Origin of the sequence: Streptomyces sp. cg40, assembly GCF_050320165.1 — a bacterium.
Lineage (GTDB): Bacteria > Actinomycetota > Actinomycetes > Streptomycetales > Streptomycetaceae > Streptomyces > Streptomyces hokutonensis.
The window spans coordinates 4,713,822-4,726,010 of record NZ_CP190128.1; the positions used below are offsets into that span (position 1 = coordinate 4,713,822).

Annotated in this window: 9 protein-coding genes; 5 read left to right on the top strand and 4 right to left on the bottom strand. The window is 72.3% G+C overall.

What is annotated here, in order from left to right:
- Nucleotides 1-57: 57 nt before the first annotated feature.
- Nucleotides 58-3,888, top strand: a complete 3,831-nt coding sequence (locus tag ACQHII_RS20760) for a hypothetical protein (RefSeq protein ID WP_427920703.1) — start codon at nt 58-60, stop codon at nt 3,886-3,888.
- A gap of 217 nt (nt 3,889-4,105) precedes the next feature.
- The gene (locus ACQHII_RS20765) at nt 4,106-5,545 is read left to right on the top strand and encodes a polysaccharide deacetylase family protein (RefSeq protein WP_427920704.1); all 1,440 of its coding nucleotides are present in this window, start codon (nt 4,106-4,108) and stop codon (nt 5,543-5,545) included.
- Nucleotides 5,546-5,575: 30 nt separating this feature from the next.
- Here the strand turns inward: ACQHII_RS20765 and ACQHII_RS20770 are convergent, their stop codons facing one another.
- Entirely contained in the window at nt 5,576-6,193 is a 618-nt protein-coding gene (locus ACQHII_RS20770; protein WP_427920705.1) for a TetR/AcrR family transcriptional regulator, read from the bottom strand.
- 117 nt (nt 6,194-6,310) lie between these two features.
- Here ACQHII_RS20770 and ACQHII_RS20775 point away from each other — a divergent pair, with 117 nt between their 5' ends.
- Complete coding sequence (locus tag ACQHII_RS20775) at nt 6,311-8,515, top strand: MMPL family transporter (RefSeq protein ID WP_427920706.1); 2,205 nt, start codon at nt 6,311-6,313, stop codon at nt 8,513-8,515.
- A 53-nt stretch (nt 8,516-8,568) separates the two neighbouring features.
- Here the strand turns inward: ACQHII_RS20775 and ACQHII_RS20780 are convergent, their stop codons facing one another.
- The 3 genes from ACQHII_RS20780 to ACQHII_RS20790 all read right to left on the bottom strand — a co-directional run bounded on the left by ACQHII_RS20780 (nt 8,569) and on the right by ACQHII_RS20790 (nt 10,520).
- Nucleotides 8,569-9,228 carry a TetR/AcrR family transcriptional regulator C-terminal domain-containing protein gene (locus ACQHII_RS20780; RefSeq protein WP_427920707.1) on the bottom strand — a complete coding sequence of 220 codons (660 nt, stop codon included), beginning with the start codon at nt 9,226-9,228 and terminating at the stop codon, nt 8,569-8,571.
- Between the two features lie 66 nt (nt 9,229-9,294).
- Nucleotides 9,295-9,786, bottom strand: coding sequence for a TetR/AcrR family transcriptional regulator (locus ACQHII_RS20785; protein ID WP_427920708.1), 492 nt, complete (start codon nt 9,784-9,786; stop codon nt 9,295-9,297).
- 38 nt (nt 9,787-9,824) lie between these two features.
- Nucleotides 9,825-10,520: a TetR/AcrR family transcriptional regulator C-terminal domain-containing protein gene (locus ACQHII_RS20790; protein ID WP_427920709.1), complete on the bottom strand. Its 696-nt coding sequence runs from the start codon at nt 10,518-10,520 to the stop codon at nt 9,825-9,827.
- 142 nt (nt 10,521-10,662) lie between these two features.
- Between ACQHII_RS20790 and ACQHII_RS20795 the strand changes: the two genes are divergently transcribed.
- Together ACQHII_RS20795 and ACQHII_RS20800 are read left to right on the top strand one after the other, a co-directional pair.
- A complete protein-coding gene (locus ACQHII_RS20795; protein ID WP_427920710.1) occupies nt 10,663-11,652 on the top strand; it encodes a zinc-binding dehydrogenase in 990 nt (329 codons plus the stop codon).
- A complete protein-coding gene (locus ACQHII_RS20800; RefSeq protein ID WP_427920711.1) occupies nt 11,649-12,167 on the top strand; it encodes a VOC family protein in 519 nt (172 codons plus the stop codon). The genes ACQHII_RS20795 and ACQHII_RS20800 overlap by 4 nt, the downstream gene beginning before the upstream one ends.
- Nucleotides 12,168-12,189: the final 22 nt, after the last annotated feature.

Here is a 12,189-nt window from a genome sequence, read left to right on the forward strand (position 1 = left end):
CGGATTGCGCCGGATTCGGGCGGAAACGAAACTTGGCCACCGACCCTCTTCATGGACATGAGCGCTGAAAGGGCCCGCCAGGTGGGACGACGTGAGAAGCCGCTGGACCCGGACGCCGGTCCCGTGCAGCGGCTCGCGCAGGATCTGCGCACGCTCCGCGAGAAGGCGGGCAAGCCGGCCTACCGGGCGATGGCCCAGCGCGTCCCCTACTCGGCGAGCGCCCTCTCCCAGGCGGCGGCCGGTGAGCAGCTGCCGACGCTCGCGGTCGTCCGGGCGTACGCGCAGGCGCTGGACGCCGACGCGCAGGAGTGGGAGGAGCGGTGGCGGGAGGTCGACGAGGCCGCCCGGGAGGCCGCGGCGCACGGCGGGGACGCGGCACCCCCGTACCGCGGCCTCGCGCGCTTCGAGCCGTACGACAGCGATCTCTTCTTCGGCCGGGACGCGCTGGTCGCGCAGCTGCTGGAACTGGCGCACGAGCACCGTTTCACGGCCGTGTCCGGCCCGTCCGGCAGCGGCAAGTCCTCGCTCCTGCGGGCCGGGCTGATCCCGGCCCTGAGCTCGCTGACCGGCGCCGGGCGCCCGGCGGTGATCCGGGTCCTGACCCCCGGCGAGCGCCCCGCCCACACCCACGCGGACGCGCTCACGCCCAAGGACGGCGAGCTGAACACATGGGTGCTCGTCGACCAGTTCGAGGAACTCTTCACCCTGTGCCGGGACCGCGCGGAGCGCGACCGGTTCCTCGACCTCCTCCTCGCCGCCCGCGGGGCGGACAGCCGGCTGCGGGTCGTCGTCGCGGTGCGCGGCGACTTCTACGGCCACTGCGCGCAGCGGCGCGAACTGGCGGAGGCGGTGAGCCGGGCCACCCTGCTGGTCGGACCGATGGGCCGCGACGAACTGAAAGAAGTCATCACCGGCCCGGCGACGGCGGCGGGCCTGAACGTGGAACGCGCCCTGACCGCCCGCGTCGTCGACGAGGTCACCGACCGGCCCGGCGCGCTGCCCATGGTCTCCCACGCCCTGCTGGAGACCTGGCGCCGCCGCCGGGGCCGGACCCTGACCGTCGCCGCGTACGAGGAGGCGGGAGGGGTGCGCGGCGCGATCGCCACCACCGCCGAGCGCCTGTACGCCGAACTCTCCCCGCCCCGGGCCCGCACCGCCCGCCGCGTCCTGCTCCGGCTGATCGCCCCCGGCGACGGCACCGCCGACACCCGACGCCCGGCCGGGCGGGCGGAGCTGGGCTCCGGCGACGACGTGTCCCAGGTCGTCGAACGCCTCGCCGCCGCCCGCCTCATCACCCTGAACGACGACACCGTGGAACTCGCCCACGAAGCCCTCATCACCGGCTGGCCCCGCCTGTCGACCTGGCTCGACGAGGACCGCGAACGGCTCCGAGAACAGCGGCTGCTGGGCGAGGCGGCCCGCGCGTGGGAGCGGCTGGAGCGGGATCCGGGGGCGCTGTACCGGGGGGCGCGGCTGGCTCGGGCGGAGGAGTTCTTCGGGGGTACGGCCGGTGGGGGCGGCGGTGCTGGAGGAACGGCCACGCCCCCTGCGGCCGACGACGACCTCACCCACCCGGAACGTGCCTTCCTCGCCGCTTCCCTCACCGCCCGCGCCGCCGACACCGAAGCCGAGGTCCGGGCGGTGCGGAAGACGCGGATCCTGACCGCCGCGCTGTCCGCGTTTCTCGCGGTCGCCCTGGTCGCCGGGGTGTTCGCGTGGCAGCAGAGTCGGGAGAGCGACCGGGAGGCCGGCAAGGCCGCCGCCCGGCGGATCGCGGCCGTCGCCGAGGGGCTGCGCGCGACGGACCCCCGCACGGCCGCGCTGCTCTCCGTCGCGGCCTGGAAGATCGCCCCGCTGACCGAGTCCCGCGCGGCGCTGCTCAGCGCGCTCGTGCAGCCGGAGCAGGACGCCTTCACCGACCCCCAGACCGGCAAGGACACCCGGCGGTTCCTCGTCGGCGGTGGCCGGACCCTGGTCAGTGTGGCGGGGCGGCGGGTGAGCGTGTGGAGCGTGACCGGCCGGGACAGGACCGCCGCGTACCGGCTGCCGGCCGGCGCGGACGTCACGGCCGTGAGTCCGGACGCCCGGTTCGTGGATCTCGCCGGTGCGGACGGTGACCGGGTGTGGGATCTGGCGGCCGGGAAGTCCGTGACGGCGTTGCCCGACGGTACGGCCATGCTGGGGCTCACGGCCGGCGGCTATCTGCTCGGGCCGGCGCTCGGCTCCGGGCCCGTACAGCTGCGTCGCCTCGCGGACGGCGAGGTCCGCTTCCGGACGGAGTCGACAGCGAACCTGTCGAGCTCCGACCTCGACGCGGACGGCCGACTGCTCGCCTTCTGTCCCGCCGGCGGCCCGCTCCAGGTGTGGAACACCAAGAGCGGCAAGCGGCTCTCCGGCGCCTGGGACGACGCGGGCGGGAACACCTGCGGGACCGGAACGGGCGCCGACGCCGGCACCTTCACCGTCCGCCTCAGCCCGGACGGCAAGCGGCTCGCGGCCCTCTCCGGCACCGCGCTGCGCGTCTGGGACATCCCGACCGGACACCGGATCGCCGACCTCACCAGCTCCGGCGACACCGGCTTCGACCAGGCCGCCTTCTCCCCCGACGGCGACTTCCTGGCCACCGCCGACGACGCCGGTCTGTCGGTGTGGCGCCTGACGGACAACGGCGTCCAGGTCTTCCACCGGTCCCCCGCCGACACCCAGATCCAGGACCTGTCCTGGGACCCGGGCACGGGCAGGGGCACGGGCAGGGGCACGGGCAGGCACCGGTGGTTGCTGCGGTATCTCGACGGCGCCACCGCCCACACCTACGACCTGACCGCCGACCTCTCGCCCCGTTGGCAAAGCACCCCGTCCGATGCGGCCGTACTCGCCCCGGACGGCTCCACGCTGGCCTCCGTCACCCGGACCGGCTCCCGCTACCGCCTCGAACTGCGCTCCCCCGGGACCGGCGCCGTCCTCGCCCGCCAGGACCTGGGGCCGCTCACGACACTGAGCGACAACACCGCACCCCTGCTCGCGTTCAGCCCGGACGGCACCGCGCTCGCCGTCGCCGACACCACGTCGTCGGGCGGCGCACGGCAGCGCGTCACCGTCTGGGACACCCGCACCCACCGCGTCCGCCTCACCCTCGAACCGTCCGGCGCCGCCGACGACCACCCGGTGGCCGGTCTCGCCCTCGGCCCGCACGGACGCACCCTGCTGGTCTCCCGCCTCGAGGGCGACCGCACGGTCACCCGGATCTGGGACACCGGCGGCGACCGCCCCCGCGCGACCGGAACGCTCCCGGGACTCACGGGCGACACCCTCGCCGTACGCCCCGACGGGCAGCTGGCGGCGAGCTCCGACGAGCAGTCCGCCGCGCTGCCGTCCGGCCCGGTCACCGGCCGTGCGCTGGCCGACGGCAGGACCGTGACCGCCCTGGCGTTCAGCCCGGACGGCTCCCGTCTCGCCGTGGGCGACTCGACGGGCCGTGTCGTCCTGTGGGACGGGGACGTCCGGCGCCGGCTGGGCACCCTGGCCGGCTCCTGGGTGAGCGCGTCCCCGGGCGACCAGCAGGCGGTGACCTCGCTCGCCTTCGCCCCCGACGGCCACACCCTCGCCGTGGGACACCGCGGCGACACCGTCCGCCTCTGGGACACCGAGGCCCAGCAGCTCCTGGTCGACGGCCTCCCCACGGCCGGCGACGAGATCCGCTCCGTCGCCTTCGGCGAGGACGGCGACACACTCTACGTCTCGGGCGCGCACGTCCCGCTGCGGAGCTACCCCGTCTCCCCTGCCCGGGCGGCGACCACCGTCTGCGCCCGCGCTGGCTCCGGCGGCCTGTCCCGGGCCGACTGGCGGACGTACGTGCCGGAGGTGCCGTACCGCACCGTCTGCGGCTGACGGGGCCGCCGTACCTTCCTCCCCCTCATCGAGTGCCGGTCCGAACCCTCCGCCGATCAACAAGGCGGTCCGCGATTCCCGCCGCACTCGGCGCCGCCAATTGACCAGACCGACCAGGACGGCTCCTGATCAAAGCGCTGGACGGAAACGATCGGGACCTGACACCCCGGCGGGCTCTCCGCCGTCCGATCGTTCCCCGTTCCCGAGGTCTGCCGTCATGCGCAAAGTCACCCTGTTCCCGTCCCTCCTCCTGCTCGGTTCGCTGTCCCTGACGACGGCCTGCTCCACCACTCACTCCGCCGGTTCGGCGACGGCCGCGGCCCAGGGCGCGACGGCCTCCCCCGCCGCCGCGCCGACCGTCGACCCGACGAGGATCAAGGGGCTGACGATCGTCAACGACAGCAGCAACGACCGCTCCTGCCCCTGGGCGACGAGCTACCCGTCCGTACCGGGCGCGGAAGCGGCCACGGCGGCGATGAAGAAGGACGTCGACAGCTACCTCGCGGACTACCTCGGCACGGACGCGGCCGGACAGAGCACCGGCTGCGGCAGCGGTTCCGGCGCCTCGCAGGTGCCGGAGCTGAACATCAGCTTCGTGTTCCTGGTCGCCTCCGGTGACGTCCTCGGCGTACGCCTGCTGACCCAGGACCACACCGGCACCGGGGACGGCCTGTCGACGAAGACGTACTGGTACGACGGCGCCGCCCACGCCGCCGTCGCCGCGAGCGGGCTCGTCGCGGACGGCTCGCGCCCCGCCTTCCTGGCCGCCGTGAAGGCGCAGTTGAAGCAGCGGGAGGGCAGCGACCCCGCGCTGGTCGCCGGGCTCAGGGCGGCCGACATCGACGACGCGTCCTTCACCTCCGACGGCGCCCTGAAGCTGAGCTTCGACCGCGGCACCGTGGGTGTCCCCGCGGGCGGACGGATGACCGTGGTCCTTCCCAGGGCGACCGTCACCCCGTGGCTGTCCGCCTTCGGCAGGCGCGCCCAGCAGCAGACCGTGAAGCCCGGCGGCACGCTCGACCTGGGCGCCACCGGCACCCCCACCGCGGCCGTCCCCACCGAGACCGCCTCGGGCACCGACACGACCGACTGCGCCAAGGTCAAGTGCATCGCCCTGACCTTCGACGACGGTCCGGCGGTGACGTACACGGCGACGCTGCTGAAGTACCTCGCGCAGTACAAGGCACGGGTCACCTTCTTCACCGTGGGCCAGAACGTCGCCGCCCACCCCGAACTGGTCCGCGCCGAGGCCAGGGCCGGTCACGAGGTCGGCAACCACTCCTGGAGCCACCCCGACCTCACCCGGCTGACCACCGCCCAGGTCAAGCAGCAGCTGGACCGCACCAGCGCGGCGATCAAGGCGGCCACCGGCACGGCGCCGACCCTGTTCCGGCCGCCGTACGGCGCGGTCGACGCCCAGGTCAAGGCGGCCACCACGCTCTCACCGGTGCTGTGGGACGTGGACACCGAGGACTGGAAGTACCGCGACGCCGCCAAGGTCGCGCGGACCGTCATCGACAAGGCCTCGCGCAACGACGTCGTCCTGATGCACGACATCCACCCCACCTCGGTGGCCGCCGTCCCAGAGATCCTGAAGACGCTGACCGCCGAGGGCTACCGCTTCGTGACCGTCAGCCACCTGCGCGCCACGCTCTAACTCCCCCCAGCCGTAGGAAGGGCAGTCGCTTCAGTCCGCGGCGCCCGGAACCGCGTCGGTCCCGAGGGTCGCAGGAAAGAGCGTCGCGGCCCCGGCTCGCAGGAACGCCATGGCCCCGTCGACGTCCGCGTTGGCGGGGTCGTGGCACAGCTCGGCGACGATCGTCGCGGCGGTGGCTGCCATCATCCGCGGGCCGAAGGCGTCGGGCGCGCTGCCGTTCTCCTTGGCGAACAGCCGGGCGCCTTCCTGTACGACCTCCGCCAGGCGTCCGTTGCTGACGGCCTTGAGCTGCGGGTTCAGCTCAAACATGCGCTCGGACAGATCGTCGAGGTCGCTCCGGTGGGTGATCTCCTCACGCAGCCAGTGCTCCAGCGCGTCGAGTGTCAGCCAGCCCTCCCGCCGTTCGCGCAGGGCGGTGCCGAGGCGTTCCGCGAGCGCGTCGGAGCGGGCCAGCGCCAGTTCCAGCTTGGAGGGGAAGTAGAGCGTGACCGTGCGCGGCGAGACCTCGGCCGCCTCGGCGATGTCGGCGATCGTCGTCGCCTCGAATCCGCGCTCGGCGAAGAGCAGATACGCGGACCGGAGGATCGCTTCCCTGCGGCGCGCCTTGCTTCGCTCCCGAAGGCCGTCCCGTGGCCCGTCAGTCACCATATGTGGACTTTACCACGCAGCGCTAATTTACAGTCGACTGTAATTATGCCTTAGGGTGCAGACAGCTGAGGCCCTGTCTCGGGCCACGGAATCCGGAAAGACGAAGGGAAGGCGGACATGGCGTCTCGCCTCTACGCATGGGCGCGGCTGGCGGTGGCCCGTCGCGGTCGGGTCATCAGCGTCTGGCTGTTGCTGCTCGCCGCGATCGGCGGCCTCGGCATCACCATCCACGGCAAGGTGGCCTCGGACTTCACCGTCCCGGGCATCGAGTCCCAGAAGGCCCAAGACCTGTTGGAGGAGAAGTTCCCAGACGCCGCGGGCGGCGTGATCCGCGTCGTCTACGCGGCCCCGAAGGGCCACACCCTGACCGAGGCGAAGACCGAGGCCGCCATCGGGACGGGGCTCGGCAAGGCCGCCAAGATCTCCGGGGTCGTGCAGGTCACCGACCCCTTCAAGACCGGGACGATGTCCGCGAACCAGCGGATCGGCTATGCCGACATCCGCTTCCGGCAGGCCGCCGCCGACGTCACCCAGCAGGCCAAGGACTCCCTGAGCGGCGCGATGGCCCAGGCCGAGAAGGCCGGCGTCGAGGTCGAGTACGGCGGAACGGCGATGAAGGCCCAGACGAAGGTCGGCGGACCCGCCGAACTCGTCGGCGTCGTGATCGCCCTCGTCGTGCTGGCCCTCACCCTCGGCTCACTGATCGCCGCCGGACTGCCGCTGCTGACCGCCGTGGTGGGCGTGGCCATCGGTGTCCTGGGTGTGAAGTTCGTGTCGACGTGGGTGTCGATCACCGGCACGTCCACCGTACTCGCCCTCATGATCGGCCTGGCGGTGGGCATCGACTACGCCCTGTTCATCATCTCCCGCCACCGCGAACAGCTCGCCGACGACCCCGACATGGACACCGAGGAGTCGATCGCGCGGGCGGTGGCGACGGCGGGCAGCGCGGTCGTCTTCGCCGGCGCGACGGTCATCATCGCCCTGGCCGCCCTGTGCGCCACCGGCATCCCGTTCCTCGCCGTCATGGGCCTGTCTGCCGCCGCCACGGTACTGATCGCCGTCCTCATCGCCGTCAGCCTGGTACCCGCCGTACTCGGCCTGCTGGGCGAGCGGCTCCGCCCCCGCGCCAGGAAGCCTCGCCCCGGCCGCCGCGAACGCGCCCCGGGCGCCTGGGGCCTGGCCTGGGCCCGTACGGTCACCCGCAAACCCCTGATCGTCCTGCTGGCCGGGGTGATCGCCCTGCTCGCGCTCGCCCTGCCGGCCCGCAACCTCCGCCTGGGACTGCCCAGTTACGCCTCCGACCCCACGTCCAGCACCCAGCACAAGAGCTACGACCTGCTGACGAAGGGCTTCGGCCCGGGCTTCAACGCCACCCTCGTCGCCGTGGTCGAGACGAAGGACATACCCGCCACGGACGTCACCTCCACGGTCTCGAACCTGCGCGCGTCACTGGCGAAGGACTCCGACGTGGCGGCCGTGTCCAAGCCGGTCCCCAATGCCGACAAGACCCTGTTCGTCATGGGCGTCGTACCGAAGACCGGGCCCGACGCCCAGTCCACCACCGACATGGTCCACCGCCTCCGCGACAACGCCCCGGCGATCGCCAAGGCCGGCGGCACCCTCTACATCGCCGGCCAGACCGCGGCGGCCATCGACGTCGCGCACAAGCTGTCCGGCGCGCTGCCCGGTTTCGTCGCGATCATCGTGATCCTGGCCCTGGTCCTGCTCACCCTCGCGTTCCGTTCCCTGCTGGTCCCGCTGAAGGCGGCGCTCGGCTTCCTGCTCTCCGTGGCCGCGGCCCTGGGCACCACGGTCTGGGTGTTCCAGTACGGCCACCTCAACGGCCCGCTGTCCATCCCCTCGGCCGCCCCGGTCACCAGCTTCCTGCCGGTCCTGCTGATCGGCGTCCTGTTCGGACTCGCCATGGACTACGAGGTCTTCCTCGTCAGCCGGATGCGCGAGCACCACGAGAACACGCGGGACCCGCAGCAGGCCGTCGTCCACGGCGTCGCCCGCAGCGGGCGGGTCGTCAGCGCCGCCGCGCTGATCATGGCCGCGGTCTTCGCCGGATTCATCTTCAACGAGGACCCGGTGATCAAATCCATCGGCTTCGCGCTCGCCGTCGGCGTCCTGATCGACGCCTTCGTCGTCCGGATGACGCTGGTGCCCGCCGCGATGGCCCTGCTCGGCCGCCGCGCCTGGAGCCTGCCGCGCTGGCTCGACCGCGCGCTGCCCGACGTCGACATCGAGGGCGCGGGCCTTCCCGACCGTACGGCGAGCGAGGGCGAGGCCGAACGGCGCGAGGTGCCGGTGGGGTGAGGCACCGGTGGCGTGACGTCCCGGTGGGGTGAGCCTGGCCCTGATCACCCGGGTCAGGAAGAAGCCACCGCCCGGCGGCGGACGGTGTCGAGGAGGAGTTCCAGGCCGAACTCCATCTCCGCCTCGTGGTCGATCACGGCCAGTTCGCCCGCCGCCGCGGCCACCGCCGGCAGCCCGCTGTCGACGAGTTCGTCCTCGCGCATGGCGGTCACTCCCGGGATGGCGCCGGCGTACGTCGGCGCCATCCCCACCTCGCGCGAGAGCGTCCCGACCAGGAAGGCGATGAACGCCCGCAGGACATGCACGGCCTCGGCGCCCTCCAGGCCCGCGCGGTTCAGGAAACGCAGCGCGACCTCGACGACCGGCATGGCGGCGGGCGCGTTCAGCCGCCGGGTCAGCACCAGCGAGGCAGAACGGGGATATTCCAGGGCCGCGGCCCGGAAGGAACGGGCGAGAGCCCGCAGCCCGTCCTCCCACGGCAGTTCGTCGGCGTCGGGAACGGTCATGCCCTGGAGGATCACGTCCGCCATGGCGTCGAGCACGTCGGCCTTGTCGTCGACGTGGTTGTACAGCGACATGGTCCGCACCCCCACCGCCGCCGCGATCTTGTGCAGCGACAGCTTCTCCATGCCCTCCGTCTCGGCCACCACCAAAGCCTGACGCACGATCTCCTGCCTGGTCAGCGGCCCCCGGCGGGTCATCCTCTGCGCCATCGCCCATCCCTCCGATCAACGGGCACCCCTGCGCCCCATATCAACTTATCTCATAAGTTTCAAGCGCTACGAGGTGTCACCGCGGCCCGCAACCGGGCAGGCGCCCAGAATCGCCGCCCGCGTCCGCGCGAGTACGGCGTCCCGCGCCACCGGATCGTCACGGCGGAGGGCCGCCGCGACACCCTGGACGAGGAAGCGGGTCGCCAGCTCACCCTCGTCCGGGGCAAGGCTCAGGCGGGTCGCGAGGCACTCGAAGAGCGCGTTCGGCTCCCCGGCCGGTCCGGTCCCGCACAGCAGGGGCAGCAGGGCCGGACGGCTCTCCGCCAGGACCAGCACCGAACGGAGCACTCCGTCCAGGGTGGGCCCGGCCTCCGCCAGCCGTTCCGCGAACCGCTGCGACAGCCCGTCCACGAGGGCCCGCTTGTGCGGGAAGTACTGGTAGAGGGTGCCCGGGGACACGCCCGCATGCCGGGCGACGGCGTTCATGCCGACGGCTTCCACACCACAGAGCGCGACGAGTTCCTCCGCCGCGTCCAGGAGCTGCTCGGCACGGCGCAAGCCGCGCTGCTGCCGCCTTCTGCCCCCTGCGGGCGGGTTCACGAGCGGGCCCTGCCCGGTCCCCCGTCGTAGGGCACTCCCACCCGCACCGCGAGACCGGCGATGAGCAGTTCGATGCCATGCTCGAACTCGGCCTGGTGGTCGCTCACCGCGAGGTAGGGGGCGGCGGCGGACAGGAGCGGATCGCCTACGGCGGCCATCTCGTCGACCCGCCGCTGGACCTGGTTCTGCTCGACGGTGCCCACGGTGATGGCCGAGCCCAGTTCCCGCATGATCATGCCGACGATGAACCCGGCGAAGCTCCGCACCACGTGCACGAGTTCCTGGGGCGGGAGCCCGAGTTCGGGGAAGCCGGCCAGGGCGCACCGGACGTTCTCCATGGCCGCCGGTGACTGCGTGGGCCGGGTGAGGACCAGAGTGAACGCCTTGGGGTGCCGCAGGGCCGCGGCCCGGAAGGCGGCGGCATGCGCCCGCGCCCGCTCCTGCCAGGTGCCCTCCTCGGCGCCGGACAGGTCGACCCCGCCCAGCAGCACCTCCGCGACACCGTCCAGCAGGGCGTCCTTGTTCGGTACGTGGTTGTAGAGCGACATCGCCTCGACGCCCAGCTCACCGGCGAGTTTCCGCAGGGAGAAGGAGTCCGGGCCGTCCCGGTCGATGGCCGCGACCGCGGCCTCGATGACCTTGTCCCGCGTCAGGCCGAGCCGCCTGCCCCGGCCGTTGCCTCGGACTTTCATCAGCCACCCTTCCCACTCTTGACATGACTTATTGCGTAAGTCTAGCTTGAATGGACGGCGTACATACACCGTAAGTTTTTCAGAATCCTTTCCGCGCCGTAAACGTCGCAACTGTCGCAACTGCCGCAACGGAGAACCACTGATGACCAGCACCATGCGGGCACTCATGGGAGGCGCCGGACCCGAGTGGGACGTCCGGGACGTCGACATACCGACACCGGGCCCGGGACAGCTCCGCGTCCGCGTGCGGGCCGCCGCCGTCAACCGGGCGGACCTGTACATGCTCCAGGGCACCTACAACCCCCGCGCCAAGACGAGCGACCTGTTCACCGCCGGTCTCGAATTCGCCGGCGAGGTCGACGCGATCGGCGACGGCGTGGGCCGCCGGGCGGTCGGCGACCGGGTCATGGGCGTGACCCTGGGGGCCTTCGCCGACTACGCCCTGGTCGACCACCGGCATGTGCTCCCGGTGCCGGACTCGCTGTCGTGGACCGACGCCGCCGCCCTCCCCGTGGCGCTGGCGACCGAGCACGACGCCCTCGCCCAGGGCGGGTTCGGCCTGGGGCAGAGCGTCCTCGTGGCCGGCGCGACCTCCTCGGTCGGTCTGATCGGCGTCCAGCTGGCCAAGGCCCTCGGCGCGTCCCAGGTCATCGCGACCACCACCTCCGGCAGCAAGGCGGACGCCCTGAAGTCCGTCGGCGCGGACGTCGTCGTCAACACGGCGTCCGAGAACCTCGCCGAGGCCGTGGCCGCCGTCACCGGCGGCGCCGGGGCGGACCTCACCCTCGACCACGTGGGCGGACAGCTCTTCGCCGACACCTTCCTGGCCACGCGTATCGGCGGCACCGTCGTCAACGTCGGACGGCTGGCCGGACCCGAGTCCACGATCGACCTCAACCAGCTGTCGTTCCGCCGCCTCCGCGTGATCGGTACGACCTTCAGCGTGCGCACACCCGACGAACTCGCCGACGCCTGCGCCGCGTTGGCCGTCGATGTCATACCCGCGGTGGAGGAGGGCCTGGTACGAGCCGTCGTGGACCGCGTGTTCGCGTTCGACGACGCCAAGTCGGCGGCGGACCACATGCGTTCCAACACTGCCGTAGGAAAGATCGTTCTGGAGGTCGTCGCATGAGCCGCACATTCGGGCAGATCGCACAGATCGGTTACGTCGTCCGTGACCTGCACGCCGCGATGGAGTTCTGGGTGGCCCAGGGCGTCGGCCCCTGGTTCTACCAGGACCCCGTGCAGACGGACTGGTTCAGGTACCGGGGCGCCGACTCCGGCATGCGGATGGCCGCCGCGATCGCCAACTCCGGTGACGTACAGATCGAGTTGATCCAGCCGCTCAACGACGAGCCGTCCCTCTACAAGGACTTCCTGGACGCCGGACACGAGGGCGCGCAGCACGTCGCCTACTGGACGAGGGACTACCAGGAGCTCTACGACCGTGCCCTGTCCCTCGGTTACACCGTCGCCCAGGAGGGCGCGATCCAGGGCGGCCGCTTCGCCTACCTCGACACCGAGACGCACCCCGGCACTGTCATCGAGATCTCCGACATCGGCGGCGCCAAGGGCGAACTCTTCGCCGCGCTGCGGGAGATGGCGGCCACGTGGGACGGCACCAACCCCATCAACAAGGTCGGCTGACCCCGCCGTACGCACGAAGGAG

Bases quoted from the DNA above. Each gene is read 5' to 3' on its own strand.
- ACQHII_RS20760 (WP_427920703.1), top strand. From the start codon at position 58: ATGAGCGCTGAAAGGGCCCGCCAGGTGGGACGACGTGAGAAGCCGCTG.
- ACQHII_RS20765 (WP_427920704.1), top strand. From the start codon at position 4,106: ATGCGCAAAGTCACCCTGTTCCCGTCCCTCCTCCTGCTCGGTTCGCTG.
- ACQHII_RS20770 (WP_427920705.1), bottom strand. From the start codon at position 6,193: ATGGTGACTGACGGGCCACGGGACGGCCTTCGGGAGCGAAGCAAGGCG.
- ACQHII_RS20775 (WP_427920706.1), top strand. From the start codon at position 6,311: ATGGCGTCTCGCCTCTACGCATGGGCGCGGCTGGCGGTGGCCCGTCGC.
- ACQHII_RS20780 (WP_427920707.1), bottom strand. From the start codon at position 9,228: ATGGCGCAGAGGATGACCCGCCGGGGGCCGCTGACCAGGCAGGAGATC.
- ACQHII_RS20790 (WP_427920709.1), bottom strand. From the start codon at position 10,520: ATGAAAGTCCGAGGCAACGGCCGGGGCAGGCGGCTCGGCCTGACGCGG.
- ACQHII_RS20795 (WP_427920710.1), top strand. From the start codon at position 10,663: ATGACCAGCACCATGCGGGCACTCATGGGAGGCGCCGGACCCGAGTGG.
- ACQHII_RS20800 (WP_427920711.1), top strand. From the start codon at position 11,649: ATGAGCCGCACATTCGGGCAGATCGCACAGATCGGTTACGTCGTCCGT.